Annotated in this window: 23 protein-coding genes; 6 read left to right on the forward strand and 17 right to left on the reverse strand. The window is 69.2% G+C overall.

The features are described 5' to 3' along the window. The first annotated feature begins 9 nt into the window (after positions 1 to 9). Positions 10 to 1920 carry a glycosyltransferase gene (locus tag EER34_RS01500; RefSeq protein ID WP_127472812.1) on the forward strand — a complete coding sequence of 637 codons (1911 nt, stop codon included), beginning with the start codon at positions 10 to 12 and terminating at the stop codon, positions 1918 to 1920. After that, positions 1917 to 2912 carry a glycosyltransferase gene (locus tag EER34_RS01505; protein WP_127472813.1) on the forward strand — a complete coding sequence of 332 codons (996 nt, stop codon included), beginning with the start codon at positions 1917 to 1919 and terminating at the stop codon, positions 2910 to 2912. Before EER34_RS01500 ends, EER34_RS01505 begins: the two co-directional genes overlap by 4 nt. Here EER34_RS01505 and EER34_RS01510 read toward each other — a convergent pair. Genes EER34_RS01510 through glf form a run of 3 tightly spaced genes read right to left on the reverse strand, consistent with a single transcriptional unit; the run spans position 2897 to position 5608 of the window. Further along, positions 2897 to 3643, reverse strand: coding sequence for an ABC transporter ATP-binding protein (locus tag EER34_RS01510; protein ID WP_127472814.1), 747 nt, complete (start codon positions 3641 to 3643; stop codon positions 2897 to 2899). The genes EER34_RS01505 and EER34_RS01510 overlap by 16 nt on opposite strands. Further along, a complete protein-coding gene (locus tag EER34_RS01515; RefSeq protein ID WP_127472815.1) occupies positions 3643 to 4449 on the reverse strand; it encodes an ABC transporter permease in 807 nt (268 codons plus the stop codon). The genes EER34_RS01510 and EER34_RS01515 overlap by 1 nt, the downstream gene beginning before the upstream one ends. 22 nt (positions 4450 to 4471) lie before the next feature. Next, on the reverse strand, positions 4472 to 5608 hold the full coding sequence (gene glf, locus EER34_RS01520) for a UDP-galactopyranose mutase (RefSeq protein ID WP_127472816.1): 1137 nt from the start codon (positions 5606 to 5608) through the stop codon (positions 4472 to 4474). A gap of 162 nt (positions 5609 to 5770) precedes the next feature. On the opposite strand from glf, the gene rfbA reads away from it, so the two are divergent. The 4 genes from rfbA (at position 5771) to EER34_RS01540 (ending at position 10432) form a co-directional block, all read left to right on the forward strand. After that, positions 5771 to 6640: a glucose-1-phosphate thymidylyltransferase RfbA gene (rfbA, locus tag EER34_RS01525; protein ID WP_127472817.1), complete on the forward strand. Its 870-nt coding sequence runs from the start codon at positions 5771 to 5773 to the stop codon at positions 6638 to 6640. Beyond that, the gene (rfbB, locus tag EER34_RS01530) at positions 6640 to 7638 is read left to right on the forward strand and encodes a dTDP-glucose 4,6-dehydratase (RefSeq protein ID WP_127472818.1); all 999 of its coding nucleotides are present in this window, start codon (positions 6640 to 6642) and stop codon (positions 7636 to 7638) included. Before rfbA ends, rfbB begins: the two co-directional genes overlap by 1 nt. Continuing rightward, entirely contained in the window at positions 7635 to 9056 is a 1422-nt protein-coding gene (locus EER34_RS01535; protein WP_127472819.1) for a bifunctional dTDP-4-dehydrorhamnose 3,5-epimerase family protein/NAD(P)-dependent oxidoreductase, read from the forward strand. Before rfbB ends, EER34_RS01535 begins: the two co-directional genes overlap by 4 nt. Before the next feature lie 146 nt (positions 9057 to 9202). Continuing rightward, positions 9203 to 10432, forward strand: a complete 1230-nt coding sequence (locus EER34_RS01540) for an FG-GAP-like repeat-containing protein (protein WP_127472820.1) — start codon at positions 9203 to 9205, stop codon at positions 10430 to 10432. A gap of 3 nt (positions 10433 to 10435) precedes the next feature. On the opposite strand, the gene EER34_RS01545 is transcribed toward EER34_RS01540, so the two are convergent. The 14 genes from EER34_RS01545 to EER34_RS01610 all read right to left on the reverse strand — a co-directional run bounded on the left by EER34_RS01545 (position 10436) and on the right by EER34_RS01610 (position 24860). Next, entirely contained in the window at positions 10436 to 11728 is a 1293-nt protein-coding gene (locus EER34_RS01545) for a nucleotide sugar dehydrogenase (RefSeq protein WP_127472821.1), read from the reverse strand. A 52-nt stretch (positions 11729 to 11780) separates the two neighbouring features. Next, positions 11781 to 12845, reverse strand: a complete 1065-nt coding sequence (wecB, locus tag EER34_RS01550) for a non-hydrolyzing UDP-N-acetylglucosamine 2-epimerase (protein ID WP_127472822.1) — start codon at positions 12843 to 12845, stop codon at positions 11781 to 11783. Between the two features lie 52 nt (positions 12846 to 12897). Further along, positions 12898 to 13842, reverse strand: coding sequence for a glycosyltransferase family 2 protein (locus tag EER34_RS01555; RefSeq protein WP_164743414.1), 945 nt, complete (start codon positions 13840 to 13842; stop codon positions 12898 to 12900). A 69-nt stretch (positions 13843 to 13911) separates the two neighbouring features. Continuing rightward, positions 13912 to 15081, reverse strand: a complete 1170-nt coding sequence (locus EER34_RS01560) for a glycosyltransferase family protein (RefSeq protein ID WP_127472824.1) — start codon at positions 15079 to 15081, stop codon at positions 13912 to 13914. Beyond that, the gene (locus EER34_RS01565; RefSeq protein WP_127472825.1) at positions 15078 to 16247 is read right to left on the reverse strand and encodes a glycosyltransferase; all 1170 of its coding nucleotides are present in this window, start codon (positions 16245 to 16247) and stop codon (positions 15078 to 15080) included. Before EER34_RS01565 ends, EER34_RS01560 begins: the two co-directional genes overlap by 4 nt. Beyond that, positions 16244 to 17548 carry a glycosyltransferase gene (locus EER34_RS01570; protein WP_127472826.1) on the reverse strand — a complete coding sequence of 435 codons (1305 nt, stop codon included), beginning with the start codon at positions 17546 to 17548 and terminating at the stop codon, positions 16244 to 16246. Before EER34_RS01570 ends, EER34_RS01565 begins: the two co-directional genes overlap by 4 nt. Then, complete coding sequence (locus EER34_RS01575; protein ID WP_127472827.1) at positions 17545 to 17955, reverse strand: hypothetical protein; 411 nt, start codon at positions 17953 to 17955, stop codon at positions 17545 to 17547. Before EER34_RS01575 ends, EER34_RS01570 begins: the two co-directional genes overlap by 4 nt. 11 nt (positions 17956 to 17966) lie before the next feature. After that, complete coding sequence (locus EER34_RS01580; protein WP_127472828.1) at positions 17967 to 19751, reverse strand: ABC transporter ATP-binding protein; 1785 nt, start codon at positions 19749 to 19751, stop codon at positions 17967 to 17969. A gap of 3 nt (positions 19752 to 19754) precedes the next feature. Further along, a complete protein-coding gene (locus EER34_RS01585) occupies positions 19755 to 20741 on the reverse strand; it encodes a Gfo/Idh/MocA family protein (RefSeq protein ID WP_127472829.1) in 987 nt (328 codons plus the stop codon). Next, a complete protein-coding gene (locus EER34_RS01590) occupies positions 20741 to 21838 on the reverse strand; it encodes a DegT/DnrJ/EryC1/StrS family aminotransferase (RefSeq protein WP_205791313.1) in 1098 nt (365 codons plus the stop codon). Before EER34_RS01590 ends, EER34_RS01585 begins: the two co-directional genes overlap by 1 nt. Then, positions 21835 to 22446 carry an acyltransferase gene (locus tag EER34_RS01595; RefSeq protein WP_240642067.1) on the reverse strand — a complete coding sequence of 204 codons (612 nt, stop codon included), beginning with the start codon at positions 22444 to 22446 and terminating at the stop codon, positions 21835 to 21837. The genes EER34_RS01590 and EER34_RS01595 overlap by 4 nt, the downstream gene beginning before the upstream one ends. A gap of 64 nt (positions 22447 to 22510) precedes the next feature. Then, a complete protein-coding gene (locus EER34_RS01600; RefSeq protein ID WP_127472831.1) occupies positions 22511 to 23698 on the reverse strand; it encodes a glycosyltransferase family 4 protein in 1188 nt (395 codons plus the stop codon). After that, a complete protein-coding gene (locus EER34_RS01605; protein ID WP_127472832.1) occupies positions 23695 to 24129 on the reverse strand; it encodes a DUF2304 domain-containing protein in 435 nt (144 codons plus the stop codon). The genes EER34_RS01600 and EER34_RS01605 overlap by 4 nt, the downstream gene beginning before the upstream one ends. Continuing rightward, on the reverse strand, positions 24126 to 24860 hold the full coding sequence (locus EER34_RS01610) for a glycosyltransferase family 2 protein (RefSeq protein ID WP_127472833.1): 735 nt from the start codon (positions 24858 to 24860) through the stop codon (positions 24126 to 24128). The genes EER34_RS01605 and EER34_RS01610 overlap by 4 nt, the downstream gene beginning before the upstream one ends. Positions 24861 to 24863 lie beyond the last annotated feature (3 nt).

A 24863-nucleotide genomic window follows, 5' to 3' on the forward strand; every position in this document is an offset into this window, starting at 1 on the left:
GCTCTTCACGTGACCCACATCCTCCAGAACGTCGTATTCCCGACCGATCGCGATCCCGATCTCCTGCCGCTCTACGTCGATCCCGAGACATGGTCCGTCATCGGCGACGAGCCGGTCCGGGTGTCCAGCCGCGCGCAGCTCGGCAATATCCTCGGCCGCAACTCGGCGCGGATCATGGCCGGACGCCGCGTCTCGTTCGGCACATACTTCAACGCGTTCCCGGCCGCGTACTGGCAGCACTGGACGACGGTCCGCGAGGTGAGGCTCACGGTTCGCACCGTGGGTCCGGCGACCATCCTCGTCTATCGTTCGAACGGCTCCGGGGTGCGTCAGCGGATCGAGACCAGCGAGGTCGACGGCGCCGCCGAGACGGTCTTCGATCTCGTGCTCGACCAGTACAGCGACGGCGGCTTCATCTGGTTCGATGTCGTCGCCGACGAGAAGAGCGCGCTGTTCGAGGGCGCCGAGTGGACGACGGAGCAGGAGCCGGCACGGACGGGCAAGGCATCCATCGGCATCACGACGTACAACAAGCCGGACTACTGCATCTGGACCCTGACGAACCTCGCCGAGTCCGACGACGTCCTCGAGCTGGTCGATCGGATCTTCCTCATCGACCAGGGCGACCGGCGCGTCGACGCACAGCCCGAGTTCCCCGCGGTCTCACAGGCCCTGGGCGACACGCTTCAGATCGTCACGCAGCCGAACCTGGGCGGCTCGGGCGGCTTCGCCCGGGTCATGACGGAGAGCCTCGCGCGCCCCGAGACCGAGTTCGTGCAGCTGATGGACGACGACGTCCGACTCGAGCCCGAATCCGTCCGTCGCTCGATCGTCTTCGCGCGCTACTCCTCCGTGCCGACCATCGTCGGAGCGCACATGTTCGACCTCCTCGACCGGCCGAAGCTCCACGCGTGGGCCGAGGTCGTCGACGAGGAGCCCTTCATGTGGCGCGCTCTCTACCAGGACAAGCTGCCGCACGACTTCAGCGTCTCGAACCTGCGTCAGACGCCCATGCTCCACATGCGGCTCGACGCGGACTACAACGGCTGGTGGATGTGCCTCATCCCCATCGAGGCCATCCGCGAGGTCGGACTGCCGCTCCCGGCGTTCATCAAGTGGGACGACGCCGAGTTCTGCCTGCGGGCGCGCGGAGCCGGCTTCCCCACGGTCTCGATGCCCGGGGTCGCGCTCTGGCACGTGTCATGGGTCGGCAAGGACGACTCGATCGACTGGCAGGCCTACTTCCACGCGCGCAACAGGATCGTCGCGGGCCTGCTCCACTCCACCGCATCGCGGGGCGGCACGCTGCTGCGCCACAGCCGGCGCATGGACATGAAGCACCTCATGATGATGCAGTACTACCCCGTGGCGCTGCGGCACCGTGCGCTCCGTGACGTGCTCTCCGGGCCCTCGCACATGCGGAAGAACCTCGCCACCGCGATGCCCGAGGCCCGTGCGCTGTCGTCCCAGTTCCCCGAGACCGTCGTCCACAAGGACTCCGGCGTTCCGCTCCGCTCCCGTCGTGGCCGCGTCGTCTTCAAGCGGCTGTCGATCCACAAGCTCGACAACCCGACGGGGATCCGGCTTCGCTGGTTCACGCTGTCGACGCTGGTGTCGCACTGGTTCCACGCCCCGCGGCCCGAGAACATCGAGCAGCCCGAAGTCGAGTTCGGCAAGGGCGACGCGCACTGGTGGCGTCTTCCCGTGTACGACAGCGCCCTCGTGAGCGCTGCCGACGGGTCGGGCAAGAACATCTACACCCGCGATCGCCGGCAGTTCCGCCAGATGATGATCGAGAGCGTCCGCCTCCACAGCCGGCTCCGCCGCGAGTGGCCGAAGCTCTCCGCTCAGTACCGCGATGCGGCGCCCGAACTCACCTCCCTGCCGGCGTGGCAGCGCACGTTCGAGGAGAACCGGTGACCGAACAGCATTCCGGGAGCGGCTTCGATCCGGCGACCGCCACGATCGCGATCGTCACGTACAACCGCTCCGGCCTCCTTTCGCGGCTGCTGTCGAGCATCGTCGAGATGGACCCCCGCCCCGGCCATGTCGTGATCGTCGACAATGCGTCGACCGACGACACCACCGCGGTCGTCGACTCGTTCCGCGATCGTCTCGGCACCGAGCTCGTCTACCGCCGCATGGAGACGAACACCGGCGGCTCCGGCGGGTTCAGCGAGGGCATGCGCGTCGCGTACGAGCTCGGCTCCGAATGGATCTGGCTCATGGACGACGACGTCGAGGTCATTCCCGACGGCCTCGCCAAGATGGGCGCCTGGGCGCCGCGCTTCAAGAGCATCCAGGGTCGGCGATACGACTATGACGGCAGCGAGTTCTACTGGCAGTACCGCCTCTCGATCCCCTTCGGCATCCCGATCCCGTTCGCGCCCGCCGGCTTCGACGCCTCCGGCTACCGCGAGATGAACTCGGGATGCTTCGAGGGCATGTTCATCCACCGCGACATCGTCGCGCAGATCGGCCTCCCCGACCCGCGGTTCTTCATCTACTGGGACGACTCGGTCTACGGCTGGCTGGCTTCGCGCCGCACGACCGCGGTCATCGTCGATGAGTTCGTGCTCCGCCGGACCCGCGAGATCCGCCAGTGGGACATGGGCATCCGCCACCTCAACGCCTCGAGCGACGCCTACCGGTACTACATCATGCGCAACCGCGGCCACATGAAGCACTACTTCCGGGCGAACGGCGCGTACCGCCCGGTGCGGTTCTGGCTCGGCAGCGGCCTGACGTTCGTCAAGGAGCTCATCCGGCTCGTCTTCGTCGAGCGAAAGGTGCGCGGCACGAGCAACCTGTTTCGCGGCATCCGCGACGGACGGAAGATCGCGAAGGATGCCGCGTGGCGGCCCATGCCGCCCCTGGAGGCCGCGCCCGCCGAGGGTCAGCCCTCGTTGTAGTCGGCGTCGTAGCGATCGAGGACTTCCGCGATCGGTCCATCCAGCGCGAGGCGCCCCTTGTCGAGGTAGATCCCGCGCGTGCAGAAGCGCCTCAGGTCGCGGTCGTTGTGGCTGACGAAGAACAGGGTCCGTCCGTCGGCGAGGAGCTCGTCGATGCGCCGGTAGCACTTCTCGCGGAACGCCTTGTCGCCGACGGCGAGCACCTCGTCCACGAGCAGGATCGGCTCTTCGAGCTGCGACACGACCGCGAAGGCGAGTCGTACCTTCATGCCGTTGGAGAGGTGCTTGTAGGGCGTGTCGACGGAGTCCTGCAGTTCGGCGAACTCGATGATCCCGTCGAACCGTCGCGCGACTTCGGCGCGCGGCATCCCATGCAGCCCCGCCGTCAGGCGCACATTCTCGCGAACGGTGAGGTCGCCGACGAATCCGCCGGTGATCTCGATGAGCGGTGCGACGCCCCCGTGCACCGCGACGGCGCCCTCATCGGGGAGGAGGACTCCCGCGACGAGCTTGAGGAGGGTGGACTTGCCCTGGCCGTTGCGACCGACGACGCCGATCGACTCGCCCGGCTTCACGTCGAACGAGACGTCGCGGAGCGCCCAGAACTCGTTCGGCTTGCTGCGCCGCGAAGCACCCGCGAACAGGTCTTTGAAGCTGCGGCGCCCGCGGCGATTGCGGCGGAACCGGACGCCGAGTCCGGTGACCTGGATGGCGAGTTCGGTGGTCGTCATCACAGCTCCTTCAGCAGGGGGCGTTCGAGGCGGCTGAAGGTGAACAGCCCGAGAGCGAGGAAGCCGGCGCACATCAGCGCACCCACCACGACCGACAGGGTGTTCCACTGGTCGGGGAAGAACCCGACCCGGTACAGCGTGAAGATGCCGGAGAGCGGATTGAGGGCCGCCAGCTGCGAGAACGCTCCCGGCAGGTCGTTGACGCCGTAGATGATCGGCGATGCGTAGAAGAGCGCCCGCAGGATGAGCGCCGTCGTGCGCTCCAGATCGGTGTAGAGCACGCACAACGGGGCGACGAGCAGCCCGAGGCCGACGAGCAGCATCACCTGGAGCAGCATCGCGACCGGGAAGAGGAGGAGGCACCAGTTGAGCTGCACCGGCGTCTCGGTGAACGCGGCGATGACGACGAAGAGCACGAGCACCGGGAGCGAGCACAGGAACTCGATGCCCTTGCTCAGCACGATCCGGTTGATCCAGATCGATCTCGGGATCGCCGTCGAGCGCACGAGTCGCGCGTCCTTGCGGAATGCGCGGGTGAAGTCGCCCACCGACGAGTTGAACCACACCCACGGGAGCAGAGCGACGATCAGGAAGACGATGTACGGGTCTTCGCCGACCCCGCGCTGGAAGATCTGGGTGAAGACGAACCAGTAGATCGCGCTCATGACGAGCGGATCGAGCACCGACCACACGTACCCGAGCGCGCTGGTCGAGTACCGCACCTTCAGATCGCGCGAAGAGAGAAGCCAGAGGGAGTGCGCATACCGCCTCGGCGATCCGGGCGCGCCGACAGCTGCGGTGGTCACGGTGCGAGTCTATGGCCGGCGCTCACGCCAGCTGGTTGTTCCACATCGACAGGGCCGACCCGATGGCCATATGCATGTCGAGGTACTGGTACGTGCCGAGGCGCCCGCCGAACAGGACGTCCTTCTCACCCTGGGCGAGCTCCCGGTACGAGAGCAGGCCCGCGCGGTCCTCGGGCGTGTTGACCGGGTAGTAGGGCTCGTCCTCGCGGGTCGCGAAGCGCGAGAACTCGCGCATCACCACCGTCTTGTCGGTCGGATAGCGATCGGCGCGCTCGGGGTGGAAGTGCTTGAACTCGTGGATGCGCGTGTACGGGACATCCGCGTCCGCGTAGTTCATCACCGGGGTGCCCTGGAAGTCCCCGACCTCGAGCACCTCCTCCTCGAAGTCGAGCGTGCGCCAGGACAGCGCGCCCTCGGCGTAGTCGAAGTAGCGGTCGACCGGACCGGTGTACACGACCGGGAGCTGTCCGACGGTCGCCTGCTTGCTGAAGGGCTGCGATTCGTCGAAGAAGTCGGTGTCGAGCCTGACCTCGATGTTCGGGTGGTCTGCCATCCGCTCGATCCACGCCGTGTAGCCGTCGGTCGGAAGGCCTTCCCACGTGTCGTTGAAGTACCGGTTGTCGTAGTTGTAGCGGACCGGGAGGCGGCTGATGATCTCGGCCGGCAGCTCCTTCGGGTCGGTCTGCCACTGCTTCGCGGTGTAGTCGCGGATGAACGCCTCGTACAGGGGGCGGCCGATCAGCGCGATGCCCTTCTCCTCGAGGTTGGCGGCGTCCTTCACGTCGAACTCGCCGGCGAGCTCGTGCACGAGAGCCTTCGCCTCGTCCGGGGTGTACGCCGCCTGGAAGAACTGGTTGATCGTGCCGAGGTTGATCGGCAGCGGGAACACCACGCCCTTGTGGTTCGTGTAGACGCGGTGCACGTAGCTCGTGAACGAGGTGAACCTGTTGACGTACTCCCACACGCCCGGGTTGGAGGTGTGGAACAGGTGCGCCCCGTAGCGGTGCACCTCGATGCCGGTGGTGGGCTCGTCCTCGCTGTAGGCGTTGCCGCCGATGTGGTGACGGCGATCGATCACCGTGACCTTGCGGCCGGATGCCGCGGCGCGTTCCGCGATCGTGAGGCCGAAGAAGCCGGAGCCGACGACGAGGAGATCCATACGGTTGCGGTGCTTTCGTGTGAGGGATGCCGCTGACGCGGCGAAGCGGCGGGCAGAGGCCCCGCCGCGCAACGATTCTATCCGGCGCCCCTCTGCGCGCTCTGACAGTCGTGTCGGCCGCCAAAGGTGGGTACACCGACGCCGCTATGGGACCATGGTCGAGTGAAGGGCATCCTCCTCGCCGGCGGTTCCGGCACCCGGCTCCACCCGATCACCCTCGGCGTATCGAAACAGCTCATCCCGGTCTACGACAAGCCGATGATCTATTACCCCCTGTCGACTCTCATGCTCGCGGGGATCACAGAGATCCTGGTCATCACCACACCCCATGACGCTGAGCAGTTCGAACGTCTCCTCGGCGACGGTTCGCAGTTCGGCGTGAAGCTCACCTTCGCCCGCCAGCCTTCACCCGACGGGCTCGCGCAGGCCTTCACGATCGGTGCCGACTTCATCGGCGCAGACAAGGTCGCACTCGCACTGGGCGACAATCTGCTCTACGGCCCCGGGCTGGGCACGCAGCTCAAGCGCTTCGCCGATGTCGAGGGGGCCGCCATCTTCGCCTATTGGGTCGCGGAGCCGTCTGCGTACGGCGTCGTCGAGTTCGACGCGGGAGGGACGGTGATCTCCCTCGAAGAGAAGCCCGTCAATCCGACGAGCAGCTACGCCGTGCCCGGACTCTATTTCTACGACAACGACGTCGTAGACATCGCACGCGCGCTTTCACCGAGTCCGAGGGGTGAGTACGAGATCACCGACATCAATCGCACCTATCTGGAACGGGGGGCACTTCAGGTCGAGGTCCTTCCCCGCGGCACGGCGTGGCTCGATACGGGCACGTTCGATCAGATGACGGATGCCGCGGACTATGTGCGAACCGTCCAGCGGCGAACGGGACTCAGCATCGGAGTGCCTGAGGAGGTCGCGTGGCGTGAGGGGCTCCTGAGCGACGCCGACGTACGGTCCCGGGCGGAGAAGCTTCTCAAGTCGGGCTATGGCGACTACCTCCTCGAGACGCTCGATCGGGGGATGTGATGGCACACATCCTCGTCACCGGCGGCGCCGGATTCATCGGCTCGAACTTCGTCCACCACCTCGTGGGCCGGACCGAGCATCGCGTCACCGTCCTGGACGCGCTCACCTACGCCGGGAATCTCGCGTCACTCGCCGGACTCCCTGCGGAACGGGTGACCTTTGTGAAGGGCGACATCTCCGACGCCGCGCTCGTCGACCGGCTCGTCTCGGAGACCGATGCCGTGGTCCACTTCGCCGCGGAGTCTCACAACGACAACTCCCTCCACGACCCGCGTCCGTTCCTCCAGACCAACATCGTCGGCACCTTCACACTCCTGGAGGCGGTCCGGCGGCACGACAGGCGCTTCCACCACATCTCGACCGACGAGGTGTACGGCGACCTGGAGCTCGACGATCCGCGCCGATTCACCGAGTCCACGCCGTACAACCCCTCGTCGCCCTACTCTGCGACGAAGGCGGGAAGCGACATGCTCGTGCGCGCCTGGGTTCGATCGTTCGGCATCCAGGCGACGATCTCGAACTGCTCGAACAATTACGGGCCGTATCAGCATGTCGAGAAGTTCATCCCCCGGCAGATCACGAACGTCCTCCGCGGTCAGCGGCCGAAGCTCTACGGCCGCGGCGAGAACGTCCGGGACTGGATACACACGGAGGACCACTCCTCGGCCGTGCTGACGATCCTCGAGAACGGGGTCATCGGCGAGACATATCTGATCGGCGCGGACGGCGAGCGAAGCAACATGGACGTCGTCGGACTCATCCTCCGGCTCCTCGGCGAGCCGGCTGACGCGTACGACCACGTGGTCGATCGAGCCGGCCACGATCTGCGGTACGCCATCGATTCGTCCAAGCTCCGCACGGAGCTGGGCTGGGCGCCCGCCTTCGGCGATTTCGAGTCCGGTCTCGCCGCGACCATCGAGTGGTACCGCGAGAACGAGAGCTGGTGGGCGCCGGCGAAGGATGCCGCCGAGAGGTTCTACGCCTCGAAGGGGCAATGATGGCAGCCGCGTCCCTCCGCATCACCCATACGGAAGTTCCCGGGCTGCTGGTGGCCGAACTCCCGGTTCACGCTGACTCCCGGGGATGGTTCAAGGAGAACTGGCAACGGGAGAAGATGACGGCCGCCGGCCTCCCCGACTTCGGCCCCGTCCAGCACAACATCTCGTTCAACGCCGCCGTCGGGACGACCCGCGGGATCCACGCGGAACCATGGGACAAGTGGGTCTCGGTCGCATGCGGTCGAGTGTTCGGCGCTTGGGTCGACCTGCGCGAGGGTCCCACCTTCGGCGCACGGTTCACCATCGAATTGGATCCCTCCCGAGCGGTCTTCGTTCCGCGCGGTGTGGGCAACGCGTACCAGACACTCGAGGCCGGCACGGCGTACAGCTACCTCGTGAACGACCACTGGTCACCCGACGCGGAGTACTCGTTCCTCAATCTCGCCGACGAGACCGCCGACATCCCCTGGCCCATCGCGCTGACGTCCTCGGAGATCTCGGAGAAGGACCGGGCACACCCCCGGCTCCGCGATGTCGTCCCCCTTCCACCCCGCAGGATGCTGGTCGTGGGTGCCGGCGGTCAGCTCGGAAGCGCCCTGCGGACGGCGTTGGGCACGACGTCCCACATCGAGTTCGCCGACCGCTCGACCCTCGATGTCACAGACCCCGCCGTGCTCACCGCGAGACGCTGGCGGGACTACTCGACGATCGTGAACGCGGCCGCCTTCACCTCGGTCGATCGTGCCGAGACCCCCGAGGGACGCCGGCTCGCCTGGAACGTGAACGTGGGCGGGGCGGCACACCTCGCTCGCATCGCGATCGAGAACGGGCTCACCCTTGTTCACATCTCGAGCGACTACGTCTTCGACGGCACATCTCAGCGGCCCTACCTGGAAGACGATGCGCTCAGTCCGCTCGGCGTCTACGGACAGACGAAGGCGGCGGCCGACGCCGTCGTCTCGACAGTGCCTCGCCACTACATCCTGCGCACATCCTGGGTGATCGGCGAGGGCGCGAACTTCGTCCGGACGATGAGGGCGCTCGCAGATCGCGGCGTGGATCCCGCTGTCGTCGACGACCAGATCGGCCGGCTCACCTTCACTGCCGACCTCGCGCGCGCCATCGAGCTCCTGCTCACGTCCCGGGCTGACTTCGGTGTCTACAACGTGACAGGCGGTGGGCCACCGATGACCTGGGCAGACATCGCGCGTGCGGTGTTCACGATGACCGGACACGACCCGGCGCGCGTGCGGCGGGTCTCGACCGCGGACTATTCCGCGGGAGCGAGCACGCACCTCGCACCCCGTCCCCTCTACAGCGTCCTCGACCTGGACAAGATCACGCGCGCGGGCTTCACACCCGCCGACGCGCGCGCTTCACTCGCGTCGTACCTGGATCCGGGCTCCGCCCCGGTCTGATCGCCCCTCATCCGGCGGCGGGACCATCGTCGACGTCGGTCGGTCTGTCTCCGCCGGTCTTCAATGCGTGACAACCGCGTGGTCACTCGCTACCCTCGGAGGCGTACGGGTCCTGGGGGGAACAGTCCCGCGTGAGGAGTGACGGGATGCGTACGCGCGCGATTGCGATCGCTTTGACGTTTCTGCTGGTCGTGAGCGGAGCGGTCATCGCCGCCCCCGCCGCTCACGCCGCCACCGGAGCAGCGTCGACGGTCTTCAGCCTGACGAACCAGCAACGGGCGAAGGCAGGGTTGAAGCCGCTCATCTCGGATGCCGCCCTCGACGAAGCGGCCAGAGCCTGGGCGAAGCACCTGGCCGACTCGTGCACCTTCGCCCACAGCTCGGCGAGCTGGCGAGACTCTCGGACGTCGCGGTCGGGATGGGCGGCCACCGGAGAGAACATCGCCGCGGGGCAGTCGACCCCCGAGCGAGTGGTGGCGGCGTGGATGGCATCTTCCGGGCACCGGGCGAACATCCTTCACCCTCGCTACACGGGGGTCGGCGTCGGCTTCGCGAAGGGCACCTGCTACTCGACGTACTGGGTCCAGATCTTCGCGTGGAGCAAGAGCGGCGCCGCTCCAGGAGCGGGCGACGTGAACGGCGACTTCGACGCCGACGTCATCGCGCACAACAGCGCGGGCCAGCTGATCGCCTACCGCGGCGACGGCCGGGGCGGCTGGGACGGCACGAACGTCGTCGGCAGCTCCTGGAACGCCTCCGACGACTTCATCACCCTCGGCGACTTCACCGGCGACGGCATCGGCGACATCGGGAGGATCAGCCGCGACGGCGTCTTCCACCTGCTCCCCGGGACCGGCACGAAGGGATACGGCACGGCGAAGCAGATCGGCAAGGGCTGGTCCGTCTACAACACCGTCGTGGGCGGAGTCGACTTCAACGGCGACGGGAAGACCGATGTCCTCGCCCGCCGCGCGGATGGCGCCCTGGTCCTCTACCGCGGGAACGGGAAGGGAGGATGGATTTCCGGGGTCATCAAGGTCGGCTCAGGCTGGGGGTCGATGACCGCGATCTTCTACGCGGGCGACTTCAACGGCGACGGCAAGGGTGACGTGCTCGCCAGGCGCTCCGACGGCACACTGTGGATGTACCCGACGACGGGGAAGAGCGGATGGGGCACGCCGAAGAAGATCGGCACGGGGTGGCGCGGCATGACCGCCGTCTTCAGTCCCGGCGACTTCGACGGCTCCGGCAAGCCCGATGTGCTCGCTCGACGCAGCGACGGTGTACTGGTCCTCTACCGCGGAAACGGCAAGGGAGGGTGGGGCAGCGTCTCCGTGGTCGGCCACGGATGGGGCTCGATGCGGCAGATCGGGTGAGGGTCAGGCGGCGCCGACGACGATGCGCGGCGTGCCGGCCCAGGTCGCGGCATCCGTCGCATTGCGACCGTCCACGATCAGGCGGATGCCCGGGAGCTGGGCCGGGCCGATCGACCGGTAGTCCGCGTGGTCGGTCTGCAGAACAGCCAGATCGACCTCGTCGCCGAGAGCATAGGGCTCGAATCCGAGCGAGCGGAGCTCGTCGTCGGAGTAGAGAGGGTCGTGCACGCGCACCTGGGCGCCGCGTGCCTTGAGGGCCTCGACCGTGGGGAAGACACCGGAGAACGCCGTCTCCTTGACGCCGCCCCGATAGGCGGCGCCCAGCACGACGGCGCGTGTGCCCTCGAGCGAGCCCAGGATGCCGGCGGCCTGGTTCACGAGGCGTTCCGGCATCGAGGCGTTGAGGAGCCGCGCCGTGCGGACGATGTCGGCGCCGGGATCGGTCGACAGGTACAGCCGCGGGTAGACCGGGATGCAGTGGCCGCCGACCGCGATGCCCGGGCGGTGGATGTGGCTGTAGGGCTGCGAGTTGCATGCCTCGATGACCTGGTAGACGTCGATGCCGTGCTCGGCGGCGAACAGCCCGAACTGGTTCGCGAGGCCTATGTTCACGTCTCGGTAGGTCGTCTCTGCGAGCTTGGCCATCTCGGATGCCTCGGCGCTGCCGAGGTCCCACACGCCGTTCGGGCGGGGCAGGTCGTCGCGCTCGTCGAACTGGAGCACGGCCTCGTAGAACTCCCGCGCGCGCTCCGCGCCGGCCTCGGAGAGCCCGCCGATCAGCTTCGGGTACTTGCGCAGGTCGGCGAACACGCGGCCCGTGAGCACGCGCTCCGGGGAGAACACCAGGTGGAAGTCGGTGCCCTCGGTGAGTCCCGAGCCCTCTTCGAGCATCGGCTTCCAGCGACCGCGTGTGGTGCCGACGGGGAGCGTCGTCTCGTACGAGACGAGCGTGCCGGGAGTCAGGTGCTCCGCCAGCGAACGGGTCGCGGCATCCATCCACGCGAAGTCGGGCTCCCACGTGGCGTCGTCGACGAACAGCGGGACCACGAGCACGACGGCGTCGGCGCCCGGGATCGCCTCGGCGTAATCGGTGGTGGCGCGCAGGCGCCCGGCCGGGACGAGGACGGAGAGCTTCTCCTGCAGGTCGGCCTCACCGGGGAACGGCTCGATGCCGGCGTTGACGGCTTCGACGGCCTTCGGGTTGACGTCGACGCCGATCACGTCGTGACCGGAGTCGGCGAACTGGACGGCGAGGGGAAGGCCGATCTTTCCGAGGGCCACGACGGCGATGCGCATGGATTCCAGTCTAGATGTCCGTACGGGCACTCCAGCCCGCGGGAGGAGGCGCTCAGGCCCGCGCGAGCAGGGTCTCGACGACCCGCTCGGCCGCATGCCCGTCACCGTACGGTGCCGCCTCGGTGTCTGCCGGCCTCGGACGCCCGACGGCGGCGGCGATCTCCTCGGCCGTGTTCGCGAGGACGTTCCACCCCAGCTCCACCGTCTCCACCCACTCCGTCTCGGTGCGCACGGTGGTGCACGGCACGCGAAGCAGGAACGCCTCCTTCTGCAGTCCGCCGGAGTCCGTGACGACTCCCGCGCTGGACAGCACGGCGGAGATCAGGTCGGGGTAGGCGAAGGGAGCGCGTGCGACGAGCGAGCCCTGTGTCAGCGAGATGCCGTGCGCGGCGGCCTTCGCGACGACGCGGGGGTGGGCCAGCAGGATCACAGGCTTGTCGAGGCCGGCGAGGCTCGTCGCGACCTCGGCGAGGCGGGCGGGGTCGTCGGTGTTCTCGGCACGATGGATCGTCGCGACGTAGTAGCCGCCCGGTTCGAGGCCGAACTCGCGCACCAGCTTCGACTCTGCCGCGCCGACCTGGTCGCGAACCTCGAACAGTACGTCCGTCATGACGTCGCCGACGAGCACCGTGCGATCTGCGAGTCCCTCGGCGGCGAGGTGGTCCACCGCGACCTGGGTGGGCGCGAGGAGCAGGTCCGCGGCGTGATCGGTCATCACACGGTTGTGCTCCTCGGGCATGCGGCGGTTGAAGCTGCGCAGACCGGCCTCCAGGTGCGCCACCGGGATGTGCATCTTCACGGCGCTGAGAGCCGCCGCAACGGTCGAGTTCGTGTCGCCGTAGACGAGGACCCAGTCCGGGCGGTGCTCGTCGAAGACGGCGTCGAGCGCCGCCAGCATGGCGCCGGTCTGCACTCCGTGCGAGCCGCTGCCGACGCCGAGGTGCACGTCGGGTGCTCCGATCCCGAGATCCTCGAAGAAGACGTCGGAGAGCATCGGGTCGTAGTGCTGCCCGGTGTGCACGATCACGTGCTCGACGCCGGCAGCCTTCGCCGCTTTCTGGATCGGCGCGAGCTTGACGAACTGAGGGCGGGCGCCGACGACGCTGACGATCTTCACGGGGGTCAATCCTATTGCGCCGTGCTGCGCGAGGGAGTCGCCGAGCCGAGCGCTACCGTCGCCGGAGCCTGCTGGTCCGGCGTGCCGCCCACTTGACGATCGGCAGGTTGCCGATCCGGCTCACCGGCCGCCGTTCGTAGCGCTTCCGCGCTCCGTCGTCGAACGCATCCCCCAGAACAGGATCCTCGATGCGGATCGCGCTGGCGATCATGTGGAATGTGCGGGCCCGCTGGGCTGCGAGCATCTCCTGGGCCCGACCCGTCGTATCCTCCTCGACGTACCGGGAGAGCAGGGCGTCGTACGACTTCAGCTGCTTCCAGCGCGACTCCAGCGACCAGTAGGCGCCGCCTTCGGCGTCCCGGATGCCCGAAGGCCTGTACGCGCCCTCGACCACGGTCGGCAGCGCAAGCCACGCGCAGGGGCGCTCGGCCAGCAGAAGACGCATGACGACATGGACCTGGGGATACACCAGCGCGTCGACCTCTTGCGCCTCGGCGCGCTCGAGGAGCTCGTCCAGACCGGGCCCGCAGTCCTCGACCCGGTAGATCAGGCCCGGCGCATGGGCGGAGGCCCGGAGGAAGTCGGTCGGTTCGACGATCGCCGTCGTGGTTCGACCGCGGTAGACACGTGATTCCCTGATGAATTGAGGCGAGACGAATGCGGGTCGCTCACGGTCCAAGTAGTCCAGCAGCGGCCGCACGCTCTGCATCATGACCCGGTCGTCATCGGCCATCAGCATCAGATACTCCGTCTCGCACTCACGGAAGAGTCGCGCGAAGGTGCGGGCATAGCCGAGATTCGCGTCGTTCCTGAGCACGCGGACTCTGCGCGCGATCTCGGCGTCCTCCATGAGCCTGCCGAATGTGCCGTCGCTGCCGCCGTCGTCGATCACGACGATGTCCACCAGGTCGGAATCCGCGTGGGCCAAGATGTCGCGAACCGTGCTCAAGACGTCTTCTGCGCGGTTGTATGTCGGTATACCGATGGTGAGCAGCACCGCCGCATCGTATCGCAACGCCGTCGTGGCTCCGCGCCCGACGGCGGCCCCGCACGGATCCCGAGGAGCCTACGGGATGCGCCGCGCCGGGTCGTCCCGCTCGGTCAACCGGCGAAGGATGCCCTCCTCGGTCGCGATGTCGGCGTCGGAGGACATCTGCTCGGCGATGCGGTCGGCGGCCCGCTTGTACCCCTGGACCTGCGCGGGCGTCATTGCGCGCAGCGCCTCGACCAGGTCCTCCGCCGTGTACCCGCGCGTGACGACGCCGAGCCCGTGCTCGGTGATGAGCCGGTCCGTCTCGGCCGATGTCCCGTACACCATGCCCAACCGGGCCTGGACGAAGTCGAAGAACTTGTTCGGCAGCATGAGCCGGTGGTTCGGCGTGTGCGGCGGCAGCAGGAAGATCCCGAGGTCGTACGGGTTCAGGGCCGCGGGGAGGTCGTCGGGAGCGACGGGCGGATGCAGCGTCGTGCGCGGGGAGCGCTCGATCTGCTCCACCAGCTTCTGCCAGTACGAGTCACCCTGCCTCGACGGGATCAGGAACAGGTCCAGGGAGTAGCCTTCGCCGAGCTGGTCGACGGCCTCGATGATCGCTTCGATGTTGCGTCCGGGCACTGCGCCGCCGCTGTGTACCAGCCTGGTCAGCCCCTCGGCGGCAGGGCTGGGCGACAGCTCGGGCACGAACGGCCGGGCGTTGCGGACGATCTCGGGGTGCACGCCGAACTGCTCGGCGTACATGTTCGCGATGGAGACGTTGATCGTCGTCACCGCGTCAGTCCGCGGAAGGTACTGCGCGCACACCCAGTGCATGAACGGCGCGACGAGCAGGCGCCACGACAGCACGTGCGTCCGCTCGGCAGGGGCCCACTCATGCAGGTCGCACCAGACCTTGGGAGATCCGGCCACGGCGAACGCGAGCGGCAGTGCGCGGGCCTCGTTGGCGACGACGACGTCGAACTCGCGGTCGCCCAGGAGCGACACGGCCTCCTTCACTGCGGGCGCGTCGAGGGCGACCGACCGGAATCGTCGCAGTGCGAGCCTCGCGACGCCGGTGGGGGTCTGCGGGAGCGAGGGGAGGCGCCGGTCGATCTCGAGGTGATCGACGGCACCCTCCGGGCGACTCCCGTACGAGAGGGTCGTGACGTCTCCGTAGCGCGTGAGCACGTCCAGCTGGCGCAGCACACGGGCATCGCTGCGGATGTCGGAGAAGGAGATGCACAGGATGCGCGGGCGACTCATGCTCGGCCTCCGATCAGATCGCGATAGTGGTCGGCGAGCTGCCGGGCGCTCGCGCGGAGGCTCCGTTCGCCGACGACGAACTCGCGCGCACGCGCGCTCATGCGACGCCATTCGGACTCGGGGAGCTCGAGGACGGAGCGGATCGCGTCGGCGAGCCCGGGGATGTCGCCCTCCCGGACGACGAGCCCCGTGCTGCCGTCTTGCAGCATCTCGGCTGCCCCGCCCGAGTCGTAGACGATCGCCGGCACCCCCGACGCCTGCGCCTCGAGCGACACCAGCCCGGCGGCCTCGCGCCAGCGCCCGAAGCGCTGGGTCGGCAGCACGAAGACCGTGGCCGCTGAGATGGCGTCCCGAACGCCTGCGCGATCCAGCTGCCCGCGTACCTCGATGTGTCCGTGCGCCGCCGCGGCTTCTTCGGCTTCGGCCCGCAGCGGACCGTCGCCGACCAGGACGAGCTCATGCGGCGCGGTGCGCGCGATGGACACGGATGCCGCGATCAGATCGCGCACGCCCTTGGCCTGGGAGAGGGCCCCGACGAAGACCACGCGCGGGGGCGCGGTGCGCGCTGAGGCTTCCGGGCGGTACAGGTCGGTGTCGACGCCCTGGTAGTGAACGACGATCCGGCTCGCGTCCGCCCCCGCCTCGACAGCCATCCCCGCGAGGTACTCGCTGACGGCGAGGATCCGGGACGAGGCATCGAACGCACGCTGCACCGTGCGCTGATGCCAGCGCAGCGTCGGCCTCCCGAGCAGGTTGCGCTCGGAGAGCGGAGTGAGGGGGACGTAGACGTCTGCACCGTGCACCGTCAGCAGGAGCGGCGTCCTCGACGTCCGTGCTGCCGCGACGGCCGGCTGGGACCAGTTGGCGAAATGCTGATGCACGAGCTCCGGACTCCAGTCGCGGATCTCACGCTGCATCCGCCCGAACAGCAGCGGGAGCGCGCGCTCCCGCTGATGCCACGAACGCCTGCCGTCGGCGAACATGGTCCGCGACGACGCATCGTTGATGCGGATGGACTGCGAGACCTCGGGATCGGTGACCTGCGCGGCCATCGTGAAGAACTCGAACTCGAACTCGGATTCCGGCGCGAGCTCGAGCGCGTGCTGGATCGCGAAGTAGGTCGGCGGGATCCGCAGCGAACCCTTCGTCAGCGCGATGCGCGTCACGACCGCTTCCCCACGAGTCCGCTCAGCGCGTCGATCCTCGGCTCCAGCTGTGCGCGGCGGGCGTACTGCGCACCCCACGCCTGGGCCGACGCCCGCTCCGCCGCCGTCTGCGCGGCGGCGACGGCCGCAGTCGCCGCCAGCGCGTCCGCGATGTCGGCCGGCTCGAGCGACCGTGTGCCGACCCATCCGGGCGCATCCTTGACCACATCGGTCGCCGCATTGCCCGGATCGTGCACCGAGACGATCGGAATCCCCGTCGCGGCGTACTCGTAGACCTTTCCGCTCGTGACGTACAGGCCCGTCCCGAGTGCGAGCACCAGGGCGTCGAACCCGGCGTATGCTTCGCCGATCCGGGACTTGCTGACCGGTCCGCGGAAGCTGACCCCGTCCGCCTCCGCGCGCGAAAGCGTGTCGGCCGCGACCCCGGAGCCGGAATGGCCGACATAGCCGTGGACGACGAGGCGCGACGAGAGCGGAAGCCGCCCGTCCTCCCGTGCGATGCGCCAGGCGCGCACGAGCGGCTCGATCGGGACCTGGTCGGACATCGTGCCGATGTAGCCGAAGACGAGCCCGTCCTCCCGCTCCGGACGCACCGGAACGGCGAGCGGCACGTCGTATTCGTCGTACCCGTTCGCGACGACATGCATCCGGTCCGCGCCGCCGAAGCGCTGCGTGTGCCAGGCGCGGATCGGCTCGTTCACGAACCACACCTCGGCCGCGCCCGCGAGCAGACGGCGCTCCACCCGGGCGCGGCCCGGTACCCAGCTTCCGAGATCCTCGCCGCTGAAGACGTCCAGTCCCCATGCATCCCGGTAGTCCATCACGTACGGGACGCCGAACCTGCGCGACAGGTACGCGCCCGTCGCGAAGTCGACATTCGGATTCGCGGTGCCGATCGCGAGGTCGACCGGGCGCGCCGCGTGCACACGCGCGGCCGCCTTCTCGAGCCGCGGACGCCACCGGCCGTAGGTGAGCTCGGGGAAGCTCCGCAGGTCGCGGAGCCGGTCGAGCCCGCGCCAGAGTTCGATGTTGCGCGCGCGGAAGCGACTCCACCGGCGCAGGTCGCTGACGTGCGCGGTGGAGCCCGGATCGACCCGCTCGACGCGCACGCCCGGGGCGACCTGATCCTCCAGCGACGAGTCCACCCCGGTGCTCGACTCGAAGATGTCGCGCGGAACCGTCAGGACCGTGACATCCCACCCGGCCGCTGCGAAGGCGTTGACCGTCGCGAGCGCCCGGTACACCCCTCCGGCCCGGCTCGGCGGGAAGCTCCACGCGGTGTACAGCAGATGCGGCGTCATCCGGCCACCTGCCGCAGCAGTTCCTTCTTGCCGGCGGCGTATCCCCCGACGGCGACGCCGTCCATCCGCCGAGCCAGCTGCCAGCAGGTGAAGTTCGCGTCCCGGTCTCCGGCGATCAGCAGGTCCGCCCCGCCGATGAGGCCGGCCACGCGAGCGTCGCCTCGCACCGCCCGCCAGAACCGGGCGCCGGGATCCAGGGGCGAGATCCGCTGGATCATCCGCAGCGCGGCGCTTCCCTGGAGCAGGCCGGAGATCCGGTCTCCGAGGCGCGCGAGCATCCCGGTCGGCACCGGGACGACGATCGCATCGCGGTCGTCGATTCCCGCTCGCGCCGACGCGACGACGCTCAGGGCGACACCGCCGGGGAGCTCGCCGAGCGGATCCCGCGGGACGAGGCTCGTCGTCACGATCACGATGTTCATATCAGTCCGGCCAGTCGCGCCTGCGCCTCGAACGTGGGGCTGCTCGCGACGACCTCCGTGAACGTGCCCTGCGCACCGATCGTGCCGTCCTGCATGAACACGATCTGATCGGAGTCGCGGATGGTGCTCAGCCGGTGCGCGACCGCGATCACGGTCACATCTCCGCGCAGGCCCCTGATCGCCTCGGCGACATCGGCCTCGGTCTTCGTGTCGAGCGCGCTCGTGGCCTCGTCCAGCACCAGGATGAGCGGGTCGTTGTACAGCGCACGGGCGATCCCGAGGCGCTGCCGCTGGCCGCCGGACAGGGTCAGTCCACGCTCGCCGACGCGCGTGTCGAGGCCGTCCGCACGTGCCTCGATCACGCTCCAGAGCTGGGCCCGCCGCGCCGCGGCCTCGACGCGCGCGAGGTCGTACTCCTCGCCCCAGGTGAGCGCGATGTTCTGCGCGATGGTCCCATCGAAGAGCGTGACCTCCTGCGGCACGTAGCCGACGTGCGTGCGCCATGCCCGCAGCACGTCGCCCAGCGGGCGGTCGTCGATGCGGATCGCCCCCGACGTCGGTGTCAGCAGGCCCAGGAGCAGATCGATGAGCGTCGACTTCCCGGCGCCGGAGGCACCGGCGATCCCGACGGTGCTGCCCAGCGGGATATCCAGGGAGACGTCGCGGACGGCGGCGATGTCGCTGCCGGGGAAGGAGAACGAGACGTCCTCCAGACGCAGCCGCTCGGGGTCGTTCGGCAGCGGCTCACGTCCGAGCTCTTCGCGATCGGCGTGGAACCTCTTCGACTCCTCGACGTCGGTGATCACGAGCTCGATATAGGGCGCCGACGTCGCCGTCCGGGTCAGCACCGTCTGGAAGCCCGTGAGCGACGGGACCAGGCGGAAGCCGGCGATGCCGAACACGGCTACCGCCGAGACCGTCGCGTCCATGTTGGCTCCGTTGGCGACGTACGCGGCACCGCCCACGACGATGAACCCGCCGATGATCGCGGCGTCGAAGACGAACCGCGGGACCGCCGCGAGGAAGCTCGAGTTCGCCCGCGCCTGAGAGGTCCGGATGCGTGTCGCCCTCACCACCGCAGTCACCTCGTCGGCCTTGTCGCTGAGCGTGATCTCCTTGAGGGAGGCGATCATGCCGGAGATCAGCGCGGCGACGCGCAGCGCGGAGTCCCTGGCGACGCGTGCCGCCTGCCGGGTCTTGCCGCTGAGCACCAGGTACTGCAGCAGGGCGATCCCGCCGAGGTAGACGATCGTGATGACGGCCGTCAAGGGCTGCGCGATGACGATGATCGCGACGACGCCCACGGAGGTCACGATGAGGCCGGGAAGGGTCGTCACCGGAAGGAGGAAGCCCGAGACGACGTTGGCGATCGCGCTGTCCGTCATCGCGACGATCTGGGCGCTGTTGCGGGAGATGCGATCGGTCCAGGAAGAGCGGATGTAGGCGCCGAAGAGCTCCTGCCCCACGGCGAGCTCGTAGCTGGCGAATCGGCGCGTCGCGATCCATTGGAGCCAGACGTTCGCCGCGGACTTGGCGATGACCACGCCGGCGAGGATGAGGACGAGCCAGACGACCTGATCCTGCGGGATCGCGCCGACCAGCGGGAGCTGGGCCCCCGACCCCGCCACGACGCCGGCGAGGACGACGGCGAGCAGCATCAGCGCGACGACGTCCACGATCGCCAGCACCGAGGACACGATGCTGAAGCCGAGGAGGAACCTGCTGGCCGACGACGGGAGCAGCGGCAGCAGCCTCCGGAGGGTGCGAACGATCTGGACCATGGTTCAGAAACGCACGGATTCGCCTGTGCGGGCGGACTCCAGCGAGGCCTCGACGACGGCGAGGGTCCTGAGGCCCTGCTCCATGGTGACCACGTCGGTCTCCTCACCGAGCACCGCGTCGCGGAACGCCTCGTGCTCGACACGAAGCGGCTCGCGCTTGGCGAAGGCGTAACGGGTGACGTCGCCCTCCGAGACGCCGCGGAACGACGAGACGGACTCCCACTCCAGCGGGATGGTGCCGTTCGCGTAGAAGGTGAGATCGCCGGTCGAGGTGTCGGCGACGAACGCGCCCTTCTCCCCCGTCACGACGGTGACCCGCTCCTTCATGGGGCTCAGCCAGTTGACGATGTTGTTGACGATGACCCCCGAGGCGGTGCGCCCGGTGATCGTGATCATGTCCTCGTGCTCGCGCCCGCTCTTGAACGCCGTCTGCGCGAAGACCCGCTCGTAGACGCTCTGGACCACCCACGCGGTGAGGTCGACGTCGTGCGACGCCAGGTCCTTCGCGACGCCGACGTCGGCGATGCGCGACGGGAAGGGGCCCTGGCGACGGGTGACCACCTGGTACACGCCTCCGAGTTCACCCGCCTCGATGCGACGACGCAGCTCCTGCAGGGCGGGATTGAAGCGCTCGATGTGCCCGACCGCGCCGACGAGGCCGGCCGCGGCGAAGGCATCCACCATCCGCTGACCCGCCTCGACCGTGTCGGCGATCGGCTTCTCGACGAGAGTGTGCACCCCGGCGGCGGCGAGCTTGAGCGCGGCGTCCTCGTGGAACCGCGTCGGAACGGCGACGACGGCGATGTCGAGGCCCTCCGCGATGAGCGCATCGATGTCGGGGAGGATCCGCAGGTCGCCGGCGACCCCGTGCGGGTCGCCGGCGGGGTCGGCGATCGCCACGAGATCGACGCCGTCCAGCTCGCGCAGGACGCGGGCATGGTGGCGGCCCATCATGCCGACCCCGAGGAGACCGGCGCGGAGCGCGGCCATCAGGCGCCCGCTCCGGCGACGGCGTTCACGGCGCTGACGATGCGTGCGAGATCATCCTGGGAGAGCGACGGGTGGACCGGGAGCGACACGACCTCGCGGGCGGCGATCTCGGTCTGGGGCAGGTCGAGGCCCGGTGCGAAGTGGGCGAGCGACGGCAGGCGGTGGTTCGGGATCGGGTAGTAGACGCCGCTGCCGACCTGGTGCTCCTCCTTCAGCGCACGCACGAAGCCGTCGCGGTCGTCCGTCACCCGGATCGTGTACTGGTGGTAGACGTGCACGGCGCCGTCGAGCACGGGCGGCACCAGGACTCCACGGAGGTTCGCGTCGAGGAACGCCGCGTTGGACTGGCGGGTCGCCGTCCAGGCATCCACCTTCGTCAGCTGCACGCGGCCGATCGCGGCGTGGATGTCGGTCATGCGCGCGTTGAAGCCGATGACCTCGTTCTCGTACTGACGCTCCATGCCCTGGTTGCGCAGAAGGCGCGCGTTGCGGGCGATGTCGTCGGTCGCGGCAGAGATCATGCCGCCCTCGCCGCTGGTCATGTTCTTCGTCGGGTAGAGCGAGAACATGCCGAACGCGCCGAACGTGCCGACCGGGCGCCCGTCGAGCGATGCGCCGTGCGCCTGAGCCGCGTCCTCGTACAGCGCGATCCCGTGCTTCGCGGCGATCGCCTCGAGCTCGCGCATGCGCGCGGGGTGACCGTACAGGTGCACGGGCATGATCCCCTTGGTCTTGTCGGTGATGGATGCCTCCACCGCCGCGGGGTCGAGCGTGAAGGTCTCCGGCTCGATGTCGGCGAACACAGGCGTCGCGCCGGTGAGCGCGACGGAGTTCCCGGTCGCGGCGAAGGTGAAGGACGGGACGATCACCTCGTCACCGGCGCCGACGCCGGCGGCGAGGAGGCCCAGGTGCAGGCCGGCTGTTCCGGAGTTGACCGCGACGACGGGGCGGCCCTGCACGAAGTGGTCGGCGAACTCCCGCTCGAATGCGGCGACCTCCGGCCCCTGGGCGACCATGCCGCTGCGCAGCACGCGGTCGACCGCCTCGCGCTCCTCGTCGCCGATGATGGGCTTGGCGGGCGGGATGAACTCGCTCACGCGATCTCCTCTGTCAGGTGTCCGTCGGACTCGATGTAGCGCGCGCCCGTCGCCGGGCAGATCCAGGCGCCCTCGGGCGCCTCGCGGGTGAGGGGGATGCCGGCCTTGCCGACCCATCCGAGCCGGCGGGCGGGGACCCCGGCCACGAGGGCGAACGGCGGGACGTCCTTGACGACCACGGCACCGGCGGCGACGGTGGCCCACGCGCCGATCGTCACGGGTGCGACGCACGTCGCACGGGCGCCGATGGAGGCGCCGGTCTCGATCGTGACCCCGACCGGCTCCCAGTCGTGCGCGCTCTTGAGAGACCCGTCCGCGTTGATCGCCCGCGGATACGTGTCGTTGGTCAGCACGACCGCCGGGCCGATGAACACTCCATCGCCCAGCTTCGCGGGCTCGTATACCAGCGCGTAGTTCTGGACCTTGCAGTTGTCGCCCAGCACGACGCCGGTGCCGATGTAGGCGCCGCGGCCGACGATGCAGTTGCGACCGAGGACGGCCTGCTCGCGCACCTGGGCGAGATGCCAGATCGAGGATCCGTCGCCGATGTGGGCGTCGGGGGAGACGTCGGCCGATTCGACGATGCGCACGGCGGAAGAGTGGGTCACGTTCGGGGGCTCCTTGCACCATGCCGCAGTCCGGTGCGGGGTGCGGCTCGATTGTATCCGGCGGTCATGGCCGCCTGCTGAGTGCCGACAGCACCGCCTCCGCGGCCCGCTGGCCCACAGCGGCCAGCGAGACGTGCGCGAGGGCCCACGCCGCCCGCTCCGGACGACGGCGCTCGGTCTCCCCCGACGCCTCCGCGTCCAGCAGCCGTCGCATGGCGTCGGCGACGGCATCCGTCTCGAACTCCACGGCTTCGCCGAGCTCGGCATCCGCGACGAGCTCCCGGCCGGAGCGCGCCCCGGTGAACAGCACCGGCGTGCCGCACGCGGCGGCAGCGTAGGTCTTGGTCGGACGGGCGAAGTCGTAGCCGATCCCGGGAGCGATGCTCACGAGCGCCGCGGTCGCACCGCGGATCCACGACGCCGACTCCGCAGGACTGACGACGCCGCCGAAGACGACGCGGCCGGGGACCAGCTGCTCGGCGAGGGATCGCAGATCGCGCTCGACCGCGCCCTGGCCGAAGAACCGCAGCCTCACATCCGGATGCTCCTGCGCGATGGCGGCGAAGGCGCGCACGAAGATCTCGGGGCGCTGCCACTCCGACATCGTGCCGGTGTAGACGAAGTAGCGCTCATCGGCGGCGGGCGCGACGCCGGGAGCGAAGACGTCGGTGTCGATGCCGTTGCCGACCACCACCACTCGTTCGCGATCGGCACCGAGCGCGACCAGTCGGTCGGTCACCTCGTCGGAGATCGACAGGGTGACGGCCGCGCGTCGCAGCACCGCGCGCTCCATCCGTCGCATGACCTCGACCACCGCCGACGAAGCGCCCATCGACTTCACGCCGTCGGTCCACACGTCGGCGGCGTAGTACGCGAAGGGACGGCGTCGCACCGCCGCCGCCATGGCGACGACGAGCCCCGTGGTGGGAGGCGACTCGGCCACCGCGAGGCTCCATCGGCGGAAGATCAGCCGCAGGAGCAGGGGAACGTCGAAGCTGGCGTACTGCAGGTAGCCGCGCACATTCCCCCCGCTGTCGCGCAGCACCGGCCAGCGAGAGACCGAGACGCCCGCGGGGTCGGGCGTCGCAGGAGCGTGCTGCGGCGGCACCGTGGTCACGACGGTGACGGATGCCGCGGCATCCGTCAGCCCTCGTGCCAGCGCCCCCAGGCGGAACGCGCCGGCGCTCACCTCGGGCACGAACAGGCGCGAGGCGATGACGACCGCTGTGCGGCCGGTGCCTGCCGAGGTCATCGCGACGCGTCCGAGCCGTCGTCGGGCGCCGTGTCGGCGGGCGACTCGTCGGCACCCGACGGTGTGCCGAGGGAGTCCCGCGCGGACTGCTCGAGCTCTGCCAGTCGCAGCTCGTGGAAGGCGCTCTGCTCGGCGAGCGTGCGGATCTTGTCCTCGACCCGGGTGAGCTCGGCTCCGTACTGCAGGCTGACGAGGAACAGCAGCCCGATCGCGATGAAGAACACCAGGTTCGTCGGCACCGCGATGCCCAGAAGCTGAGCGGCCCACGTGAGCGTCTGCGGGAAGATCGCCACGATGAGCGCGAGGACTCCGCCGACGAGCCACCACACCGCATGCCGCTCGCGGAGCGTGGCGCGACGCATCAGCTCGATGATCGCGACGAGTGCGAGCAGCGCGGCGGCGATGCCGAAGGCGTAGGTCATCGGGGTCATGCGGCGACCTCCGCCGGGATGGGCACACGAGGACGAAGGAGGGCGAGCAGGAAGGCCATGCCCGCGCGGACCAGGTACACCGTCGCGCGCAGCGGCTGGTGCGACGGTTCGCCTGCCTGGCGGGGGCGCATGGCGACGGGATGCTGTGTGAGCCGCAGACCCGCGCGGGCCCCGATCACGAGCGCCTCGACCGTGTCGCCGAGGTATTCCGCGGGGTAGGTGTCGGCGAACAGGCGCACCGCCGCCGGACCGTTCGCCTTGAACCCGCTCGTGACGTCGTCGAGCCGGCGCCCGGCGACGCGGCTCACCGCCCACGCGAGGGTGCGCATCGCCCATCGTCGCGGGCCGCGGGCGCCGTAGTCGCCGACTCCCGCGAAGCGCGCGCCGATGACGACGTCGGCCTCATCCAGCCCCGCGATGAGGTCGGGGATGTAGGCCGGATCGTGCTGACCGTCCGCGTCGACCTGGACGACGATCGAGTGGCCGTGGTCCCTGGCGTACCGGAATCCGGCGCGCATCGCCCCCCCGACGCCGAGGTTGAACGGCAGGCGCAGCACGGTCGCGTCGGCGGCACCGGCCACGCGGGCCGTGCCATCCGTCGATCCGTCGTCGACGACGAGGCACACCGCGCCCGGGACCGCCTCACGGACGCTGCGCACCACCGCAGCGACCGACTCCTCCTCGTTGAGCGCCGGAACGACGACCAGAAGGCTGTGCACGGGGGCGGGCATATC

This window comes from Microbacterium sulfonylureivorans, from assembly GCF_003999995.1.
Taxonomy (GTDB): domain Bacteria; phylum Actinomycetota; class Actinomycetes; order Actinomycetales; family Microbacteriaceae; genus Microbacterium; species Microbacterium sulfonylureivorans.